Below are 20,680 nucleotides of genomic sequence, written 5' to 3' on the forward strand. Positions count from 1 at the left end.
CGGTCGAATTTGCCTTCCGAATTCGGCTAGTTCTCAACCGTGTTACGCAGCGTTCCGACGCCATCGTAGGTAATCTCGACGGTGTCACCGGGCTCGAGCAGACCCGGATTCGCCGGGCTGCCGAAGGCGACCACGTCACCGGGACGGAGGGTGAACCGCTTGGAGAGGAAGGCGACGACCTCGAAGGGGTCGAACAGCATCAACTCGGTGCTCGCTTCCTGTCGACGCTCCCCGGCGACGTCGGTCCACATCTCGAGACGCGTCGGATCGACGTCGGTCACGAGCCACGGGCCCAACGGCGCCGATCCGTCGAAGACCTTTCGGGCGGTTCGACCCTGCTGGTCGAGGGCGTCGAGGTCGTTCATGATCGTGTAGCCGCGGACGACTTCGGGAACCTGTTCGGGTGCGAGGTCCCGACAGCGTCGGTCGATCACCGCCGCCAGCTCGCCCGCGTAGGTCAGTTCGTCGGTGAACTTCGGGTACGGAATCAGCTGTCCGTGTCCGAGTACGGATGTGGGGGGTTTGATGAAGAAGTCCGGTTCGTCCGGTCGCTCGTAGTTCATCTGCTCGAGTGTGTCGGCGTAGTTTCTCCCGACGCAGTACAGCGCCGAGGGCTCACACGGAGAGAGGAGGCGGCCGTCCCGGCCGACCTCGTAGGTGCCGTCGTCGGCACGAAGGACGGCGCCGTCGTAGCCGTCTTCGGGGGTTGCGGTCCCGACCTCGAGCTGGCCCGAGACGGGCCCGTCGGGCGTCGACAGTCTCGCGAGTCGCATACAGGTGACTCTCGAGGCGAGCGACGTATGTCTGCTGGTCGATTCGGACGACGTTGGCGTCGGTCCGCCGCACCTCTTCGTGAGACACTAACTGGCACAGCATATTTCACCGCCCTCCGTGTACGAGGGGGCATGGCAGTTGAGGACGTTCCACCCGTGGCTGGCGACGCCGGATCGCACCTCGAGTCGACCGGCGGGGACCACCCACCCGTCGAGGGGTACACCGCTCTCGCCCAGGCGCTCGAGACGTGCCTCGAGGGCGAGGTCGCCTTCGACGAGTACGCGCAGGTGCTGTACGCCACCGACGGGAGCATCTATCAGGCCCGACCGGCCGGCGTCGTCCACCCGACGGACGTCGATGACGTACGTGCGGCCGTCGAAACGGCTGCCGAGTTCGACGTGCCGATCCTCCCCCGTGGGGCCGGCTCGTCGCTGGCTGGCCAGGCCGTTAGTCCGGGTTGCGTCGTCCTCGATTTCACGACCCACATGGACGACGTCCTCGCAGTCGACCCCGACGACCGGCGGGCAGTCGTCCAGCCCGGGGTCGTCCAGGATCACCTCGACGCCCACCTCGAGCCTCACGGGCTCAAGTTCGCACCCGACCCGGCCTCGTCGAACCGGGCGACGATCGGCGGCGGCATCGGCAACAACTCGACGGGGGCGCATTCGGTTCGCTACGGCATCACCGACGCCTACGTCGAGGCGTGCGAGGTCGTCCTCGCTGACGGCTCGTTGCTCCACGCGCGGGAAGTCGTCATCGACGGGCCGGAGTGGGACGAAATCGTCGCGAAAGACGACCGGGAAGCCCGCATCTACGAGACGGTTCGCGGGCTGGTCGAGGACCACGAGGCCGAAATCGAGGCGCGCTACCCCGATCTCAAACGGTCGGTCAGCGGCTACAACCTCCAGAAGGTGATCTACGAGACCGACGACGGCGAGCGGGCGATCAACCTCTCGAAGCTGCTGGTGGGCGCCGAAGGCACCCTTGGAATCGTCGTCGAGGCGACCCTCTCGCTCGTGACCGTGCCCGAGGAGACGGCGCTGGTCGTGTACTCGTTTTCGGACCTGATCGACGCCCTCGCCGCCGTTCCACGCGCGCTCACCCACGACGTCAGCGCCGTCGAGTTGATGGACGACGAGGTGTTCCGCCTCGCCCGGGAGTCGGAGGGCTACGCCGATTACGCCGAGGCCATCCCCGAGGAGGCTGCCGCGGCGCTCATGCTCGAGTTCGACTCCGAACTGGTCGAGGATTTCGAGGCCGCCATCGCAAAAACGACGGCGGAGTTGGTCGACGACGTCGACGCCTTCGACGTCGTCGAGGCCTACACTGACGACATCCAGGCCGACCTCTGGAAGCTCCGGAAGGCGGCGATCCCGCTCCTGATGAGCATGGACGGCGACCCCAAGCCCTACCCGTTCATCGAGGACGCCTCCGTGCCGCCGGCCGAACTGGCCACCTACGTCCGCCGGTTCGAGGAGATTTTGCGCGACCACGGCACCTCGGCGGCGTACTTCGCCCACGCGGGCGCCGGCACCCTCCACATTCGACCCATCCTGAACCTCAAGGATGAGGCAGGTGTCGAGACGATGCAGGCCATCACCGAGGACGTGACCGATCTCGTGCTCGAGCACGGCGGCGCCTTCTCCGGGGAACACGGCGACGGGAAGGCCCGGACGGCGTTCACGCCCAAGATGTACGGCGAGGACCTGTGGGCGGCGTTCAAAGAGACGAAGACGGCCTTCGACCCGGAGTGGCGCCTCCACCCCGGCAACGTCGTCTACCGCGACGGCCCCGACGATGCCGGCCCGGATACCGAGCGGGGCGTCGGCGCCGACATGCGCGAGAACCTGCGGTACGGGCCCGCCTACCGCTCGCTCGAGCCGCGGTCGACGCTCTCGTTCGACGAGGAGGGTGGCTTCGCTCACCTCGTCGAACTGTGTAACGGCTGTGGCACCTGCCGCCAGACCGATAGCGACGTGATGTGCCCGACCTATCGCGCCTCCGGTGAGGAGATCCAGACGACGCGCGGACGGGCGAACCTGCTCCGAGCCGCCATCTCCGGCGAACTCCCCCCGGAGGAACTGTACACCGAACGGTTCCAGTCCGAGGTCCTCGACCTCTGTGTCGGCTGTAAGGGCTGCTCGAGCGACTGCCCGACGGGCGTCGACCTGGCGAAGCTCAAGGCGGCGGTCAAACACCAGTACCATCAGGACCAGGGCGCGAGCCTCCGGACAAAGCTGTTCACGAACATCGACCGGCTGGCGGCCCTTGCGAGCGCCGTCGCGCCCGTCTCGAACCGCGTGCCCGACCTGCCTGGCGTTCGACGTGCGATGGAGCGAACCCTGGGAATCTCCCGCGATCGTCACCTGCCGTCGTTCGAACGGGAGACGTTCCACGACTGGTGGGACGAACGCGGCGGTCCCGCCGTTCCGGAATCCGACGTCGAGGCCGCTGTCGTCCTCTTTCCCGACACATTCACAACTTACAGTGAACCTGGCCCCGGGAAAGCCGCGGTTCGCCTGCTCGAGGCCGCCGGCGTTCACGTTCGCGTTCCAACCGACCTCGCCCCCAGCGGCAGGGCAGCGTACTCGATGGGGCTGCTCGAGGAGGCCCGAAACCGGGCGAAACGCAACGTCCGCGCGCTGGCTCCCTACGTCGACCGCGGCTGGTCGGTCGTCTTCGTCGAGCCCTCGGACGCCGTGATGTTCCAGGACGAGTACCGGGACCTGCTCGCCGACGGTGCAGACGTCGACTCGCGGGCGCTCGAGGCCGTCTCGAGCACGGCGTTCGGCGTCCTCGAGTACGTCGACCGCACGGGTCTCGACCGAGAACTCGAGTTCGACGCGTCTGGCGAGTCGCTGACCTACCACGGCCACTGCAACCAGAAGGCGCAGGGCACCGATCACCACGCCGTGGGCGTCCTCCGACGGGCCGGCTACGCCGTCGACCCGCTCGACTCGACGTGCTGCGGGATGGCCGGGTCGTTCGGCTACGAGGCCGAGCACTACGACCTGTCGCTGGCCATCGGAGAGTTGCTCGCCGACCAGGTCGAGTCGAGTCCGGGCGACCGCGTGACGGCCACTGGCACCTCCTGTCGGAGTCAACTCGTGCAGGTGCTCGCAGGCGAGGGCGGGGACGAGGACGAGATAGAACGCCCACCCCATCCCGTAGAACTGGTCGAGCGAGCACGCCTCGAGTGACCGACTCGAGCGGTGGCGAGCAGCGGCTCCGGCCGTTTCTCGCCGCCGATTTGCGTAAGCGGGGACGCACTCTTAGTACTGGGCCGTCGAACGCCCGCTATGGCGTCGATCCCGACCGACTTCCACGACCTGTTCGAGAAGCAAACGTTCGCCCACGTCGCCACCCTGCTCCCGGACGGGGCGCCCCACGTCACGCCGGTGTGGGTCGACTACGACGCCGACGCGGATCGTCTGCTGGTGAACACCGAACGCGACCGGCGGAAGACGAAGAACGCCCGAAACGATTCGCGGATCGCGATCAGCATGACCGACCCGGACAACCCCTACCGGATGCTGTCGGTGACGGGCGAAGTCGACGAGGTCACGACGGAGGGCGCGCGCGAGCACATCGACGAACTGGCCCAGCGCTACATGGGCGAGGACGAGTACCCGAATCCGATCCAGTCCGAGCGCGTTATCATTTCGATTCGACCCGAGCACGTCAGCAGTTTCGAGGGATGAGCAGCGAGTAGCAGACGGTTAACCGGGGAGTCTCGAGTAGCGGGCGATCCGCCTCGATAGGGTAGACCGATCGACTCGAGCCCGGGTCCCTCGAGTGCGCCGCAACCGACTGACCGTGTTCGCTCACCCAGGGCCACTCGAGCGTCGGACGGCACCAAGTGCCTTGGCAAGTGTTAACCTACCACGTGTGGTTACACAGTCATGGCTACCCAGGATCGGCCGGTGGGCGACCTCGACCCCGACGAGTTCCGGGCGATCGGCTACCGGACCGTCGACCTGATCGCTGACTACTACGAACGCATCGACGATCGCCCCGTCTACGTCCAGGCCGATCCCGAGGAGGTCGTCGCGGCGTTCGACGAACCCCTTCCCGAGCACGGCGAGGATCCGGAACGTATCCTCGACGCCGTCGAGGAGTCCGTCATCCCGTACGCGACTCACAACCCCTCGCCGCGGTACTTCGGCTTCGTGATGGGGTCCGGAACGCCGCTCGCCCCGCTAGCCGACGCCATCGCGGCGACGGTCAACATGAACGTCGGCGGGTGGCATCCGGCACCGTCCGGAACCGAAATCGAACGGCGGTGCGTCCGCTGGCTGGCCGAGGCGATCGGCTACGCGCCCGACACCGGTGGCCTCCTCACCAGCGGTGGGACGATGGCCAACTTCACCGCCTTCATGACCGCACTGCGCGATCACACGGCGTACGAGACGACGGAGGCCGGGTTACAGGAGGATCGCCCGCGGTACACGCTCTACGTCGCCGACCACGAGGGTCACTCGAGCGTCGTCCGGGCCGCAGACATGCTCAACCTCGGCCGCGACGCCGTACGGCGGGTGCCGAGCCGCGACGACTTCACGATGGACGTGGACGCTTTAGAACAGCTGCTCGAGACCGATCGAGAAGCGGGGGCCGAGCCCTTCTGCGTCGTCGGCCAGGCGGGGTCGATCAACGTGAGCGCCATCGATCCCCTGGGGGACATTGCCGACGTCTGTGACGCACACGGCCTCTGGTTTCACGTCGACGGTGCGTGCGGTGCGGTGGGGGCGATGGTTCCCGAACTCGAGTCGCGATACGACGGCATGGAGCGCGCCGATTCCGTGACGCTCGACCCGCACAAGTGGCTGTTCGTTCCCTACGAGTGCGGCGCAGTACTCGTCCGCGACCAGGAGTGCCTCGCGAAGACATTCGCGATGGACGCGTCGTATCTCCGGGGGTCGGTCGCGGAGACGCCACAGGAGTTCGACTTCTACGAATTCGGCCCGCAGATGTCCCGCAGTTTCCGCGCGCTGAAGCTCTGGATGTCGATGAAGTACTACGGATTGGAGGGCTACCGGGAGCTACTGCAAACGAGCGTTCGCTGCGCCGAACACCTCGATACGCTCGTCCGCGACCACGAGGACTTCTTGGCCGTCCAGGAGCCGAACCTGTTCATCTACTCGTTCAGGTACATGCCCGACGACCTCCAGGTCGCCCTGGCCGACCCACCAGACGTGCCACTGACGCGCGTTACTCAGTACCTGGACGAACTCAACCAGGCGATCACCGACGAGGTCGTCCGGAGCGGCCTCGCGTTCCTCACGACGACGACCATTCGCGGTCGACGGGCCCTCCGCATGTCGATCTGCAGCCACCGGACGACCGAGGCGGACATCGAGACGGTGTTCGACGCGCTGGCTGAGACGGGTGCCCGAATTGACGAGGCGTGGCGCCCGAAGGCGAGTCTACCGGTCTGAGGAGTGCGTTCGGAACCCGCCCGAACGGCTCGTCTCCCTGGCCGGGTTCGAAGTACCTTTGATCCCCGGATACAGACTTCTCGATATGTCCATGCACGTCGGCGCACACGTGTCCATCTCCGGATCGCGCGTCTCTTCGGACGAGGAAACGCCACCGTACAGCGACGTCCGCAACGCCGTTCACCGACAGCTCGCCTTCGGCGGCAACTGCGGACAGATCTTCACCACTTCGCCACAGGTCTGGGCCCAGCCCGAAATTAGCGAGGAGGCCGCCGCCGGCTTCCGCGAGGAGACCGACGAGTTGCTCGAGGGCCCGTGGGTGATCCACTCGGCCTATCTGGTCAACCTCTGTACGCCCAAGGAGGGCCTCCGGGAGAAGTCGATGGCGAGCATGCAGGCCGAACTCGACGCGGCAAACCAGCTGGGCGTCCCGTACGTGAACGTCCACCTCGGGGCCCACACCGGTGCGGGCGTCGAGGGCGGCCTCGACAACGCCGCGAGCGTCATCGACGACCTCGAGGTGCCCGAGGACGTGACCATCCTGATCGAGTCCGACGCCGGCAGCGGGACCAAGCTGGGCGGGGAGTTCGAGCACCTCGCGGGCATCATCGACCGAACCGACGAGGACATCGGCATCTGTATCGACACCGCCCACACCCTCGTCGCGGGCAACGACCTCACGACGCCCGAAGCGGTCGACGAGACCGTCGAGCGATTCGACGACGTGGTCGGCCTCGAGCACCTCGAGTACATCCACCTCAACGACTCGAAACACGACGTGGGAACTCACAAGGACGAACACGCGCTCATCGGCGAGGGCTACATCGGCGAAGACGGGATGCGCGCCATCGTGAATCACCCCGACCTCCGTGACCTGCCGTTCGCGCTCGAGACGCCCACCGAGGACGGGAAAGGCTTCGCCTGGAACATCGCGAAGGTCAAGGAATTGCGCGAGACGTAGTCCCGGCCTCGACACTCGTTCGGAGTCTCGGTATCGCCCCCGTTCGGAATCTCGGTATCACCCTGTTCGACAGGACCCTCGAGGTAGAGAGGTGCCGTTGAAAACACGTCTATTTTACCAGCAGCCGTGGTGCTGTCTGTATGGCAGACGACGAACACGAACACGAAGACGAGACCGAAGCGGAATCGGAAGCCGACGAGACAGAAACCGAAGCCGACGAAACGGAACGCGAAGGCGAGCGAGTGATGAGTCGGTCTGACGGTGCGGCAATCTTGCGTGAAGTCGCTGACGGCGTCGAGAACGGGACGATCGACATCGAGGGGGAGAACGGCTTCACGGTGGACGTTCCAGAACGCTTCGAACTGGAAGTCGAGTACGAGGTCATCGACGACGAGGCCGAGTTCGAAGTCGAACTCGAGTGGCCGATGGAAGACGGCGAACCGGTGGCACCGGACGAAGAACACGAGTAACGGCGGCTGTTGCGTCGGAAGGGAGGAAGACCGCGTTCACCAATCGAGCAAGAACGGGAGAACATGGTCAGTCACTGAACGCTGCGAGAAGCAGTATGAACGCTGCAAGAGGTAGTTCCCCGTCTTCTACACGTTTCCCCGGCGTGCTCTGTAGTTCGTCAGTCTCAGTCGACTGTAACGCACAGTAACGAACAGTATCGATCAGTAACGATAGTAACGAATATACTGTTACCATCGTTGCCCGCCATCCTCCGTTCGATGCGAACTCGCGCGGATACGACGGAGACAGCAGGCGGCCTATCCGGATCGAAACGTACGCGAGCCGTCTTCGAAGCACTATTCGTGACTGTCCTCTGGTCGTCTTCGTACGTCCTCATCAAAGTCGGCCTCGAGGAGATTCCGGCGGTGACGTTCGCGGGATTGCGCTACGGCGTGGCGACGGTCGTTCTGGTTCCGCTCTTTCTCCGCGAGGGCGGGCACCGATCCGTCCGACGGCTCGAGCGGCGAGAATTCGCCGTGCTGCTCGTCCTCGGGCTGTTCATGTACGCGATCACGCAGGGGGCGCAGTTCCTCGCGCTCCAGTACCTGCGAGCGGCGACCGTTAGCCTCCTCCTGACGTTCACGCCCGCGGTGGTCGCCCTGTGTAGCGTCCCGCTGCTCGGAGAGCGCACCTCACGACGACAGTGGCTGTGGATGGCGGTTCTGTTCGTCGGCGTCGGGGTCTACTTCTACCCGTTCGACCTCGGCGTCCTCGCGCTGGTCGGCCTCGGTATCATGGCTGTCGGCCTCCTCTCGAACGCCCTCGCGTCGATCCTCGGCCGGTACGCCAACCGCGACGGAACGCTGTCGGCGCTCGGCGTAACGACGGTCAGCATGGGAGTGGGATCTACTCTGCTCCTCGGGACGGGTATCGCCGTGCAGGGCCTCCCGTCGCTGAGTATCCGGAGCTGGGCCATCGTCTTCTGGCTCGCGGTCGTCAACACGGCGTTCGCATTTACCCTCTGGAACCGGACGTTACAGACGCTCACCGCGACAGAATCGAGCGTCATCAACAACACGATGCTCGTGCAGGTAGCGCTCCTCGGCTGGATCTTCCTCGGTGAATCGCTCACGCTCACGGACGGTCTCGGCATGGCCGTCGTGATGGCAGGTGCGTTGCTCGTGCAGGTCGCCGGGCGGCGGTAGCAACGGTAACGACGGTAACGGATTCCTTTTACTATCCGCCGCACATGGCCACGTATGAGCCGCGACTCGCCGGTGACCGATCGGGTTCACGTCGTCCCGCTCGGCTTCGAGTACGCTCGCGTGAAGGAACCGATTCTGCGGTGGAAGGCCGATCGCGTCGTACCGATTGAGTATCGTGACGGTGACCGGGAGATTCCGTTCGTTCGAGCCCTCCTCGAGGATCTCGAGGCAAACGAGCGCATCACGGTCGACCGCCGATCGTGCGACATCTTCGACTTGTACGACACGCTCGGGACGATTTCGGCAGCGATCGCGGACTACGCCGACGACGACGTCTTCGTCAACCTCTCCGCCGGGAGCAAGATCACCGCTATCGCGGGCATGATCGCCTGTATGGCGACCGGTGCGCGACCGATCTACGCCCGGCCATCGTATGGCCCGGAGGCGTCGCGGATTCCCGACGAACCGCTTCACGAGGAGGTGGCGGAAATATTCGAACTACCGAGGTACCCCATCGAACGACCATCGGACGTCCACGTCGCGTTTCTGGCACACGTCGACGCGGAGACATCGGAAACGGCCAGCGGGCGCTATCGCGGGGTAAGCAAGACAGACCTGATCGACTTCGCCCTTGAATCAACGTTCCCGTTCGTCGCGCGGTCCGAGGCGACGACGCGGAAGGGATATTATCGACTGCTGGATCGACATGCCGTGAACCCTCTGCTGGAGAAGGGGTACCTCGAGGTCGAGAAGGTCGGTCGCGAGAAGTACGTTACCCTCACCGAGGACGGACGCAACGCGCTTCGGGCGTTTCGATACGCCGCTACCGACGTCTGACGCGTCACCTGATGGATCTCAGGGCTCGAGAACCGTTCGGCGCTGATTACTCGAGTGAGAGAGCACGGTGTGACTGACGGGTTTGAAACTACAGAAAATATAGTAATTAGCCACAGCGATTTTCCCCTCTGGAGTCGAGGTCGTACTCGAGTGATGGTTCCGATTCGAGCGGCGCCGAACGCGGCCGACGAGGTCACGCTCCACGTCAGGTGTTATCCCGGCCGGCGCGTGCCCCGTCCGACGACCCGCGGCTGGTTTGCCGCCCACCGGGACGCCGTCCTCGCCGTTAGCGAGGCACTCGAGACGCTAGCAGACGAAATCGAGGCGCGGACGACCCTCGAAACCGTTCACTGGCGAGTCGAACCGCGACGGCAGATCGACCTCGCGGCAGCCCTCGAGGCGGCTCGAGCCGACGACGGTTTCGACGCTTCGGACCCCGTCGCGGCGATGACCGACGCCGCGTACGGAGAACTCGAGGCTCGCGGTGAGTTGACGGGGTCGTGCTGTCACCTCCTTCTTCCGTGGCGGCCGTTCGACCGCCGACTCGGCTACGGCACGAGTCCCGCGTCGTACCGACGCCTCTGGGGAGAGTCGGGGGACGCGCTGACGGTCGCCAACGTCGGTGCGACCGAGACGTGGGACGGGCGAGCGGTCACGACGAACATCGCCGTCCACGAGGTGCTCCACACGCTGCTCTCACCGGCCGCCGATCAGGCCGTCGTTGGCGTGGGCTGCGATCACAACCTCGGCGCGGTTCGCGAACTTGAGGCGGGCGTTCGGGAGGTCTCGCCGATGGCGACAGCCTACGCGGGGGCCGGAACCGGGACCAGCGATACCCGATTTTCGGGCACTGGCTGTGGCCACCACGCCGACTTCTACCGCCACGACGGCCTCGAAGGGGTCGAGCACTGGGTTCACACGACGAGGCTCAGCGAAGGCGTCCTGGAGGGCGTCTCTCGTTACGTCGCGGAGACCTTCGGCGCCGTATACGAGGGGTGAATCGAGCGAAATTCGAACGATGACCGTACGGGCCGTCGAAGTTTGGTTCGGAACCGACCGATCAAAGTGCGTTTCCCACGGGTCTCGGTCGTCTCCTGTCAGTGTGTTTCCCGCGTTTCCGGGTCGTCGTCGCGTCGTCGCGATTTCCACCAACGTATAGCAATCGATGGGAGAAAGAGCAGTAGCCCCGCCACCAGGATAAACAGCGCCAACCCCAGGGTTTCGATCATCGTTCCTGAGTCCAGTACGACGCGACATGTCGTATGGGTTACGAATGTGTCAGCAACGGAACACCGGCTCGAGTCCCAAACCACCTGCCGAGACCAGGCCGCTTTTTACCTGCCGCTCGCAACCCCGAGGCGTGCGCGCGTTCTCCGAAGCATACCTCCGCCGGACCCGCGAGGGCATGTGGGCCGACTCCCGCGAGGCTCTCTCGAGTCTCGACCTCGATTCCTGCGAGCGCGTCCTCGACGTGGGCTGTGGCTCGGGCGAACTCACTCGCGTCCTCGCCGAGGAGGTCCCAGGGGAGGTCGTCGGGTGTGACGTCGACCGATCGCTCCTCGAGTTCGCTCGCGACCCGCCAGGTCCCGAGCAGGCGTCGGCCATCCCCGTCGTTCAGGGCGACGCCACCCGCCTCCCATTCGCCGACGACAGCTTCGACCTCGTGCTCTGTCAGGCCCTCCTGATCAACCTGCCCGACCCGGCCGCAGCCGTTCGGGAGTTCGCCCGCGTCTCGAGCGATGGCGTCGCTGCCGTCGAACCCGACAACGGCGCCGTCACCGTCGAGTCCACGGTCCCCCGAGAGGCTCCCCTCGAGCGCCGCGCTCGCCGGGCCTACCTCGGGGGCATCGAAACGGACGTGACCCTCGGAGCGGGCGCCAGCGAGGTGTTCGAGTCGGTCGGCCTCGAGGACGTCACCACCGCGCGCTACGACCACGAGCGCTCGATCGAGCCGCCCTACGACGAGCACGCGCTGACGGTCGCCCGACGGAAGGCGACGGGGGCCGGCCTGGCCGACGACCGGGCGACGATGCTCGAGAGCGACCTCACTGGCGAGGGGTACGACGACCTGCGCCGGGCGTGGCGCGAGATGGGACGGGACGTGATCGAGCAGATGCAAGCGGGCACCTACGAACGGACTGAGACGGTGCCCTTCTACGTGACGTCTGGGCGAGTGTCGGGCTTCGAGTGAAGCGAATCGATCGTCCTCACCGGGGCCTCACACGTCGGGAACCCCGGTGGCCTCGAACCCCGTCACGCCGACGATACTGAGCGCGTACAGCGCGGCGAACACGGTGAGCCACGCGAGGAGGGCAATCATCGCGGCGCCGGTCCACTGCGCCGAGTAGCGCCAGTTGATCACGCCCACGTAGGCGACGAGTGCGACGAGCGGCCCGACGAGGGGGATCCACCCGACGAGCGCCCCGGCGACGGTCCAGACGATCGCGCCGAGCAACGCGGTGACGATCGCGTGGTCGAAGTTCTTCGCGCCGACGATGATTCGTGCCCCGACGTAGATGCCCACCGCGCCGAGCAGCAGGCTGACGAGGAAGACGATGGCTGTGGCAACGACCATACGAGGTGTTCGGCACTCACACAAAGGAACACGTTGCTTGCATCTGCTTCCCAAGCGGGTGTACGCTCACCGTACCAACCGATTTGTGGCGTTCGCTTTCGACCCGGCATCGTCGGCCACCCCGGCCCCGCGTCATCTGGTATCACACCACTCGATGACCCGTTATCAGACGCGTTAAGTCGCTTCGGCTACTGGCTATGGTACATGAATCGAGCCGCCGAACGACCGCGCAAATCGAGGCGAGGTCAGCGATGAGCAAGGACCAGATCGACGTCCGTGGGGCACAGGAACACAATCTCAAGGACGTCGATGTCTCGATTCCGCGCGAATCGTTCACCGTCGTCACCGGGCTCTCCGGGTCCGGAAAGTCCTCCCTCGCATTCGACACGGTCTACGCCGAAGGCCAGCGCCGCTACATCGAGAGTCTCTCGGCGTACGCCCGCAACTTCCTCGGACAGATGGACAAACCCCAGGTCGAGACCGTCGAGGGGCTCTCGCCCGCCATCTCCATCGATCAGAAGAACGCGGCGAACAATCCCCGATCGACCGTCGGGACCGTCACCGAGTTACACGACTACCTCCGTCTGCTCTACGCCCGCGTCGGCACGCAGTACGACCCGATCACGGGCGAGGAGGTCGGCACCCAGAGCGCCCAGGACATGGTCCAGCAGGTGATGGCCCTGCCCGAGGGCACCCGTGCGAAGATCGCCGCCCCAATCGTCCGCGACCAGAAGGGGGCCTTCGAGGACCTGTTCGAGGAACTCCTGACCGAAGGGTACTCGCGAGTGGAGGTCGACGGCGAGGAGGTCGACCTCGCGACCGAGAAACCCGACCTCGACAAGAACTACGACCACACGATCGACGTGATCGTCGACCGCGTGAAGATCAGCGAGGAGGCCCGTCCCCGGATCACCGACAGCGTCGAGACGGCCCTCGAGGAGGCCGACGGCGTCCTCAAACTCATCATCCCCGATCCGAGCGACGAGATCGATCTGGGGTCGAACACCCGCTCGACGGGTGACCTGGCTGGTGAGGGCGACGACCGCCTGACCGTCGAGTTCTCGACGGCGCTGGGTAACCCGAACAGCGACTTCCAGTTCAGCGAGATCGAGACCCGTAGCTTCTCGTTCAACAGCCCCCACGGCGCCTGTCCCGAGTGTGAGGGGCTGGGCAAGACCAAGGAGGTCGACGAGGATCTGGTGATCCAGGACCCCTCGAAGTCGCTCAAACACGTCTTCGAACCCTGGAGCTACAACCGCTCGTACTACCAGACGCGACTCGACTCGGTGGCCGAGCACTTCGACGTGAGCCTCGAGACGCCGTGGGAAGAGCTCGACGCGAGCATTCGAGAGCAGTTTCTCTACGGCACGAACCGCCAGGTGGTCTTCAAACGCCGCACCAAAAACGGCATCCGGCGCAAGACCAAGCGCTTCGAGGGCGTCATCCCCAACCTCGACCGGCGCTACCTCGAGACCGACTCCGACGGCACCCGTGACCACATCGAGAAGTACATGGCCGTCACGGAGTGTCCGGCCTGCGACGGCACAAGGTTGAAAGAGCAGTCTCGCCACGTTCGCGTCGGCGGGACCTCGATCGACGAGGTCAACTGTCTGTCCATCGGCGACGCCCTCGAGCACTTCGAGGGGCTCGAGGCCGAGTTGTCGGGTCGCGATCTGACCATCGCCGAGGAGATTCTCAAGGAGATTCGCGCCCGCCTAGGCTTCATGTGCGAGGTCGGTCTCGAGTACCTCACGCTCGACCGGGAGGCCTCGACGCTTTCGGGCGGCGAGAGCCAGCGCATCCGGCTGGCGACCCAGGTCGGCTCCGGCCTCGTCGGGGTGCTCTACGTGCTCGACGAGCCCTCCATCGGTCTCCACCAGCGGGACAACGACCGCTTGCTCGACACGCTCTGTGAGCTTCGCGACATCGGCAACACGCTGCTCGTCGTCGAACACGACGAGGAGACGATGCGTCGGGCCGATCAGGTCATCGACATGGGTCCCGGGCCCGGCAAGCGCGGCGGCGAGGTCGTCGTCAACGGGCCGCTCGAGGAAGTGAAGGCCTGCGAGGAGTCGATCACGGGCGATTACCTCTCCGGGCGGAAGGGTATTCCCGTCCCCGAGGAGCGCCGCGAGCCACAGGGTGCGCTGACGATTCGCGGGGCCCGCCAGCACAACCTGGACGACGTCGACGTGGACATCCCGATGGGGTGTTTCACGGCGATCACGGGCGTCTCGGGCTCTGGAAAGTCGACCCTGATGCACAAGGTGCTCTACAAGGCGCTGGCACGGGAGATGAACGACAACACCTCCGTGATTCCGGGCGACCACGACGCCATCGAGGGGATCGAGGACATCGAGACCGTTCGGTTGATCGACCAGTCGCCCATCGGGCGTACCCCGCGCTCGAACCCGGCGACGTACACCGGCGTCTTCGACTACATCCGGGAGCTGTTCGCCCAGACCAAACTCGCCAAACAGCGCGGTTACGAGAAGGGGCGGTTCTCCTTCAACGTCAAGGAGGGCCGCTGTGCGGAGTGTGGCGGGCAGGGAACGGTCAAGATCGAGATGAACTTCCTCTCGGACGTCTACGTCCCCTGCGAGGCCTGCGGCGGCGCTCGGTACAACGACGCTACCCTCGACGTCACCTACAAGGACGCGACCATCGCGGACGTCCTCGAGATGTCCGTCGAGGAGGCCTACGACTTCTTCGAGTCCTCGAGCCAGCTGCGCCGTCGCCTCCAACTCCTGAAGGACGTCGGCCTCGATTACATGAAACTGGGCCAGCCCTCGACCACCCTCTCGGGCGGAGAGGCCCAGCGGATCAAGCTCGCCGAGGAACTGGGAAAGCGGGACACGGGCAACACCCTCTACCTGCTCGACGAGCCCACGACGGGACTGCACTCGGAAGACGAGCGCAAGCTCATCGACGTGCTCCACCGCCTGACGGACAACGACAACACCGTCGTCGTCATCGAGCACGAACTCGACCTCGTGAAGAACGCCGACCACATCGTCGACCTCGGCCCCGAGGGCGGCGAGAACGGCGGCGAGGTCGTCGCCACCGGCACCCCCGAGGCAGTCGCCAGAAGCGAGAACTCCTACACGGGGCTGTACCTCCGGGACCTGCTTCCGGGCGTGGACCTTGAGGGCCCACGCGGCGAGCGCGTCGAACCGATGACGATGCCGATGGACGACGACTGAACAGCAACGTATCGGCTTCCGTCGTCAGGTCTCCTGTTTCGGATCGCAGATCACCAGTCTCGACGAACTCGAGAGCTACGGCTGATCTGACGGGTGAGAAACGCAGTGTGAGCGCCTGCGATTGTAGGTGCGGGGCCAATCGATGTGGTCAGCCGCCCAGCGTAGCGAGGAATCGAGGAGATTAGCCGCCCAGGTAGAGCCTGCCGACCTCGTCGTCCTCGAGCAGCGCGTCGGCGCGACCCTCGAACCGGACGCTGCCCTGGTCGAGGACGTAGCCGCGGTCAGAAATTCCCAGCCCCTTCTTGGCGTTCTGTTCGACCATCAGGATCGACGTGTCCATCTCGTTGACCGTCTGGACCTCGGCGAACACGTCATCGGCCGTATTCGGCGCGAGCCCGGCAGAGGGCTCGTCGATCAACAGGACGTCGGGTTCCATCACCAGTGCTCGAGCGAGTGCGAGGATCTGGCGTTGACCGCCCGAGAGGTTCCGGGCCTTCTGCGTGCGCTTTTCCTCCAGGAGCGGGAACCGCTCGTACAGTTCGTCGAGCACCGGCCCGAGGTCGTCCTTTCGGGCGACGCCGCCCATCCGGAGGTTCTCGGCGATGGTGAGCGAGCCGAAGACGTTCTCGGTCTGGGGAACGTAGCCGATGCCCTCACGAACGATGTCTTCCGGGGCCATGCCGCCGATGTCCTCGCCGTGATAGCGGACGGAGCCCGTCCACGGCGTCAGCATCCCGAATGCCGTCTTGAGGACGGTCGACTTCCCGGCCCCGTTCGGCCCAATCAGACAGACGATCTCGTCGGTGTCGAGGTGCAATGAGCAGTCGTCGAGTACCTGCACCTCGCCGTAGCCGCTGTCGACCCCCTCGAGGCTGAGGACGGCGTTTTCGACCGCGGTCGTCCCATCCTCGAGGTCTCGAGTCGCGCTCACGCGCCACCACCGAGATAGGCGTCGATGACGCGGTCGTTCGCGCGGATCTCGTCGGGTCGGCCTTCCGTGAGGACGCTCCCCTGATCGAGGACGATGATCGGATCTGCGAGGTTCATGATGAACTCCATGTCGTGTTCGATGATCAAGAACGTGATTCCCTGGTCGTTGAGCCGCTCGATCTGGACGGCTAGCTTGTTCGCCAGCGTCGGGTTTACTCCGGCGACCGGCTCGTCGAGCAGCAATATTTCGGGCTCGGCGAGCATCGCACGAGCCAGTTCGACCAGTTTCATCTGTCCGCCCGAGAGGTCCGTCGCCGGCTGGGTCGCGAGGTGATCGATCTCGAACTCTTCGAGGATCTGCTCGACGCGCTCGAGGTTCTCACGTTCGGCCTCGCCGACCCTCGAGGGGGCGGTGAACAGCTCGAAGAACGACTCGCCGGGCTGGTTCTGAGGTCCAACGAGCATCGCCTCTCGGACGGTCATCCCCTCGACCTTGCGGGGAGTCTGGAACGTCCGGATGAGGCCGTGGGTGGCGACCTCGTAGGGTTCTAACCCGGTGACGTCGGTACCGTCGACGGTGACCGTGCCTCCCTCGGGTTCGTAGAACCCCGAGATGAGATTGAAGATGGTCGACTTGCCGGCGCCGTTCGGCCCAATGAGGCCGGTGATCGAGCCGCGTTCGACCGCGAAGCTCGCGTGGTCGGTCACCTGCAACGCGCCGAATGACTTCTGGAGGTCCTCGACGCGAAGGAGAACGTCATTTTTCGCCATGTGGGCGCTCGTTCGAGCGTTGGCTGTGGATTCACTCATCGGTTTCACCGCCGTTGGACTGTGGCACGCCGCGATCGGATCGGGACGGCGCCTCGCGACCGATTGCGCTCGGCCAGATCAACTCTCGCTGCGGCGGGAGAATTCCCTGTGGCCGGAATCGCATGACCAGGATGATCAAGAGACCGATCATCAGCAGCCGCAACGGTGCCGCGTCGAAGGGCAGCCACGAAATGTCGTTCGCGAACCGAGACCCTTCGCGGATGGCGACGACGACGAACCCGCCCAGCAAGGCCCCGCGATTCGAGCCGCTGCCGCCGAGAATAACCGCGACCCAGACGTAGAACGTCGTGATTGGGTCGAGGTCGCCCGGGTTGACGAAGAGGTTGAGGTGAGCGTAGAAGACGCCTGCAAGCGCCATGATGAGACTGCCCAGCACGAACGCCTGCATCTTGTAGCTGTACGTGTTCTTCCCGAGTGCCTTCGCCAGGTCCTCGTCGGCCCGAATCGTGCGCTGCAGTCGCCCCCACGGCGAGCGCTGGGCCCGCCGGAGGATCAAAAACGCCGCGCCCAGAAACCCCAGCAACAGCGTCACGTTGAGCAACTGGCGCCAGAACGGCGTCCCGAGGATTACAGGCGATCCCGGGACGATGGCGATCTCGAGACCGGGCATCGACTGCGGGAACTCGCCGAGGAGCGGCCACCCGTCGAAGAAACTGGGAATGCCGCGAATCCCGGCACTGCCGTTGGTCCACTGGCGTTCGTTCTGCAAGACCAGCCGGAGCACTTCCGCCAGTCCGAGCGTAGCGATAGCGAGGTAATCGGCCCGTAGACGAAGCGTCGGGATGCCGATGGCGACGGCGACAATCGCGGCCAGCACTAGGCCGATAGCGAGCCCGAAAATCGGATTGAACCCGCCGGCGATCGGCGAGTTGCTCCCGGTCATCAGCGCCGCACCGTAGGCGCCGATGCCGAAGAAGGCGGCGACACTGAAGTTGATCAGACCGGTGAACCCCCACTGGCTGTTGAGTCCCAGCGAGAGCAGCGCGTACATCCCGCCCAGTCCGAACAGGAACAGAAAGTACGAGGCGCCGAGCGCGCCGGTGAGAAGCGCGATCACCAGCCCAAACACGAGGACGCTCAACGCCATAGTGAGACGTTTTTCCGCGTTCGTCAGGTTCGACCAGTAAGCCCCGAAATCGAATCGATCGGTCACGTCAGATCCCCTCCCCGCCCGCGGTTCCGTCGCCGGCGATGCCGGTCGGACGAACGAGCAAGACGACGACCATGATCACGAACGCGACCGCGGGGCCGTAGTCGACGCCGATCGGGATACCCACGCGAGAGAGCAGCGGCGTCATCTCGACGACCATGCCGATGAGAAAGCCCCCGAGCATCGCGCCGTACACCGAACCGATCCCGCCGAGGATCACCGCGGCGAAGATAACCAGCAGAACGCTAAATCCCACCCGCGGCGTCAGGGCGTTGTAGAGCCCCAGGAACGCGCCACCCGCCCCCGCCAGTCCCGCGCCGAGGACCCACGACCACAGCTTGATTCGGTGGGTTCGGATGCCGCTGGCTCGAGCGAGGTCGGGGTTGTCGGCCATCGCCCGCATCTTGCGCCCGAGATCGGTGTACTGGAGCAGGACGTGAACGCCGACGACGAGAACGAGCGCGGAAATGACGATGGCGAGGTCGTGGGGGGTGACCAGAACGCCGTAGGAGATCAGCTCCTCGATCGGCCGCTGGGCGGGAATGTCGAACTGGTTCCGACCGGCACCGAAGCCGAGTTGGATCAGCGCCCGGTAGACGAACGCAACCCCGATCGAGGTGATGAGGAGGCCGATGGAGCCGATGTCCAGGGGCTCGTAGACGATTTTCTCGGTGATAATAGCGACGGCGGCGGCGACCGCAATGCCGACTAGCAAGGCGACGAAAAAGCCGACTGGCAGCGCGAGGACGGTTGCGCCGAGGCCACCGATCGCGCCGAAGGCGACGAACGCCGCGTACCCGCCGACCGTCATGGTATCGCCGTGGGCGAAGTTGGCGAAGCCGGCGATGGAGTAGATGATCGCGAGGCCGATGCTCCCGAGAACGATGATGCTGCTGTAGACGACGCCGTTGGCCGCAAATTCGATGACAGACATTGGATGGACCTACGACTGCCGGAACTCGATTGCCTCGTAGTCGTGGTCCTGGACTTCGAAGACGACGAGACTGCCTCGCGGATCGCCGTTCTCGTCGAAGTCGATCGGCCCGCTGACCCCCTGATAGTCGATGTCAGACGCCGACCCGCCGTCGGCCAGGATCGCGTGGGCGTCCTCGTAGGTGAACACCTCCTCGCCCTCGGGACGCGTGACGTCGCGGACGACCTCGCCGAGCGCCTCGCCGGTGAAGTCGTCGGCAGCCGCGATCGAGAGAGCGGCCGTCACGACGCAGTCGTAGGCGAAGGCCGACCAGGCCGTGGGGGCCTCGTCGTACTCCTCCTCGAAGGCCGCCGCGAAGTCCTGGTAGTTGTCCTGGTCTTCCGGGGCTGCCGGCTCGACGAGTTTCATCCCGTCCATGCTGCCTTCCGGCGTGTTCTCGATGACGGTGTCCCCGCGGTTCGAGTCGGCGCCGTAGAGCTGTGGTTCGTACCCGCTCTCGAACATATCGGTCACCATCGTCGCGAACTCCTGCTGGTAGGTGATACAGAGCCACGCCTCGGCCTCGGAGCTGTTCATCTCCGAAACCAGACTCGAGTACGACGCTTCCTCGGCGTTGTGGGCGCTCTCGTAGGCAATTTCGCCCTCGTAGGCTTCCTCGAACGCGTCGTAGAGGCTCTCGCCGAACTCGTCGTTGATGTACGTGACCGCGACCTCGTCGTAGCCGTCCTCCGCGATGATGTCCGCGAGGGCGATCGATTGCGTGCGACCGCTCGGGGACATCCGGAGCAGTCCGGGGAAATCCGTCAACCCGAGCCCAGTCGAGTTCTGGCTCAACTGGACGACCTCCGTATCCTGGATCACGCTCTCGTAAATCGACAGCGAGACGCCCGATCCGACCGCACCGATGAGAAACGGCACGTTGTCCTGGTTGACCAGCTTCTGGGCTGCCGAGACGCCGGCCTGACTCTCGCTCTCTGAGTCCTCGACGATGATCCCGAGTTCGCCGTCGCCGACCCCCACCTCGTTGACGTGCTCGAGCGCCAGATCCTTCGCGCGCTGGTTTCGTTCGCCGAAGTCGGCCAGCGAGCCGGTCAGGGAGTCGACCATCCCGATTTCGTAGACTGTCTCGTCGCCGTTCCCGTTGCCATTGCCATTGCCGTTTCCATCGTCGTCGCCATTCCCATCGCCGTTTCCGTTCCCGTTTCCATTGCCCTCTTCGTCCGTCGTACTGATACACCCGGCGACAGCTGCCAACCCTGCAGCTCCAGTGTACGTCAGCACCTTCCGACGACTCGGTCGTAACGTGTTATCCATTGCCATATCTATCGTAGTAGTTTCGAACCAGACATCTTAGCTTTGACCCCCCCGACCACAGGCAAACCAGTCAAATATCTA

The 20,680-nt window shown here is 65.0% G+C and carries 17 protein-coding genes; 10 read left to right on the forward strand and 7 right to left on the reverse strand.

Annotation, left to right across the window (positions count from 1 at the left end):
• Positions 1 to 26: 26 nt before the first annotated feature.
• Positions 27 to 773, reverse strand: a complete 747-nt coding sequence (locus ACFQS4_RS05090) for a fumarylacetoacetate hydrolase family protein (protein WP_497902590.1) — start codon at positions 771 to 773, stop codon at positions 27 to 29.
• 132 nt (positions 774 to 905) lie between these two features.
• Here ACFQS4_RS05090 and ACFQS4_RS05095 point away from each other — a divergent pair, with 132 nt between their 5' ends.
• The 9 genes from ACFQS4_RS05095 (at position 906) to ACFQS4_RS05135 (ending at position 11,853) form a co-directional block, all read left to right on the forward strand.
• Positions 906 to 3,974, forward strand: a complete 3,069-nt coding sequence (locus ACFQS4_RS05095; RefSeq protein WP_497902591.1) for an FAD-binding and (Fe-S)-binding domain-containing protein — start codon at positions 906 to 908, stop codon at positions 3,972 to 3,974.
• A gap of 99 nt (positions 3,975 to 4,073) precedes the next feature.
• Positions 4,074 to 4,475, forward strand: coding sequence for a PPOX class F420-dependent oxidoreductase (locus tag ACFQS4_RS05100; RefSeq protein WP_497902592.1), 402 nt, complete (start codon positions 4,074 to 4,076; stop codon positions 4,473 to 4,475).
• A gap of 201 nt (positions 4,476 to 4,676) precedes the next feature.
• A complete protein-coding gene (locus ACFQS4_RS05105; RefSeq protein WP_497902593.1) occupies positions 4,677 to 6,209 on the forward strand; it encodes a pyridoxal phosphate-dependent decarboxylase family protein in 1,533 nt (510 codons plus the stop codon).
• A gap of 91 nt (positions 6,210 to 6,300) precedes the next feature.
• The gene (locus tag ACFQS4_RS05110) at positions 6,301 to 7,170 is read left to right on the forward strand and encodes a deoxyribonuclease IV (protein ID WP_497903149.1); all 870 of its coding nucleotides are present in this window, start codon (positions 6,301 to 6,303) and stop codon (positions 7,168 to 7,170) included.
• Positions 7,171 to 7,310: 140 nt separating this feature from the next.
• Positions 7,311 to 7,640 (forward strand): amphi-Trp domain-containing protein, encoded by a 330-nt coding sequence (locus ACFQS4_RS05115; protein WP_497902594.1) that lies wholly within the window; start codon positions 7,311 to 7,313, stop codon positions 7,638 to 7,640.
• A gap of 258 nt (positions 7,641 to 7,898) precedes the next feature.
• Positions 7,899 to 8,825 carry a DMT family transporter gene (locus tag ACFQS4_RS05120; protein WP_497902595.1) on the forward strand — a complete coding sequence of 309 codons (927 nt, stop codon included), beginning with the start codon at positions 7,899 to 7,901 and terminating at the stop codon, positions 8,823 to 8,825.
• A gap of 54 nt (positions 8,826 to 8,879) precedes the next feature.
• Positions 8,880 to 9,662 carry an HFX_2341 family transcriptional regulator domain-containing protein gene (locus ACFQS4_RS05125; RefSeq protein WP_497902596.1) on the forward strand — a complete coding sequence of 261 codons (783 nt, stop codon included), beginning with the start codon at positions 8,880 to 8,882 and terminating at the stop codon, positions 9,660 to 9,662.
• A 153-nt stretch (positions 9,663 to 9,815) separates the two neighbouring features.
• On the forward strand, positions 9,816 to 10,661 hold the full coding sequence (locus ACFQS4_RS05130; protein WP_497902597.1) for a hypothetical protein: 846 nt from the start codon (positions 9,816 to 9,818) through the stop codon (positions 10,659 to 10,661).
• Between the two features lie 361 nt (positions 10,662 to 11,022).
• The gene (locus ACFQS4_RS05135) at positions 11,023 to 11,853 is read left to right on the forward strand and encodes a class I SAM-dependent methyltransferase (RefSeq protein ID WP_497902598.1); all 831 of its coding nucleotides are present in this window, start codon (positions 11,023 to 11,025) and stop codon (positions 11,851 to 11,853) included.
• A 27-nt stretch (positions 11,854 to 11,880) separates the two neighbouring features.
• Here the strand turns inward: ACFQS4_RS05135 and ACFQS4_RS05140 are convergent, their stop codons facing one another.
• Positions 11,881 to 12,237 carry a hypothetical protein gene (locus ACFQS4_RS05140; RefSeq protein WP_497902599.1) on the reverse strand — a complete coding sequence of 119 codons (357 nt, stop codon included), beginning with the start codon at positions 12,235 to 12,237 and terminating at the stop codon, positions 11,881 to 11,883.
• 251 nt (positions 12,238 to 12,488) lie between these two features.
• Here ACFQS4_RS05140 and uvrA point away from each other — a divergent pair, with 251 nt between their 5' ends.
• Positions 12,489 to 15,440 carry an excinuclease ABC subunit UvrA gene (uvrA, locus tag ACFQS4_RS05145; RefSeq protein ID WP_497902600.1) on the forward strand — a complete coding sequence of 984 codons (2,952 nt, stop codon included), beginning with the start codon at positions 12,489 to 12,491 and terminating at the stop codon, positions 15,438 to 15,440.
• Positions 15,441 to 15,621: 181 nt separating this feature from the next.
• Here the strand turns inward: uvrA and ACFQS4_RS05150 are convergent, their stop codons facing one another.
• From ACFQS4_RS05150 to ACFQS4_RS05170, 5 genes are read right to left on the reverse strand one after another with little or no spacing between them, the layout of a single operon-like run.
• Positions 15,622 to 16,371, reverse strand: a complete 750-nt coding sequence (locus ACFQS4_RS05150; protein WP_497902601.1) for an ABC transporter ATP-binding protein — start codon at positions 16,369 to 16,371, stop codon at positions 15,622 to 15,624.
• On the reverse strand, positions 16,368 to 17,180 hold the full coding sequence (locus ACFQS4_RS05155; protein ID WP_497902602.1) for an ABC transporter ATP-binding protein: 813 nt from the start codon (positions 17,178 to 17,180) through the stop codon (positions 16,368 to 16,370). The genes ACFQS4_RS05150 and ACFQS4_RS05155 overlap by 4 nt, the downstream gene beginning before the upstream one ends.
• Positions 17,173 to 18,354, reverse strand: coding sequence for a branched-chain amino acid ABC transporter permease (locus ACFQS4_RS05160; protein WP_497902603.1), 1,182 nt, complete (start codon positions 18,352 to 18,354; stop codon positions 17,173 to 17,175). Before ACFQS4_RS05160 ends, ACFQS4_RS05155 begins: the two co-directional genes overlap by 8 nt.
• A gap of 1 nt (position 18,355) precedes the next feature.
• Positions 18,356 to 19,285, reverse strand: coding sequence for a branched-chain amino acid ABC transporter permease (locus ACFQS4_RS05165; protein WP_497902604.1), 930 nt, complete (start codon positions 19,283 to 19,285; stop codon positions 18,356 to 18,358).
• A gap of 9 nt (positions 19,286 to 19,294) precedes the next feature.
• Entirely contained in the window at positions 19,295 to 20,605 is a 1,311-nt protein-coding gene (locus ACFQS4_RS05170; protein WP_497902605.1) for an ABC transporter substrate-binding protein, read from the reverse strand.
• Between the last annotated feature and the right edge of the window lie 75 nt (positions 20,606 to 20,680).

This window comes from Saliphagus sp. GCM10025317, from assembly GCF_042663665.1.
GTDB lineage: Archaea > Halobacteriota > Halobacteria > Halobacteriales > Natrialbaceae > Natronosalvus.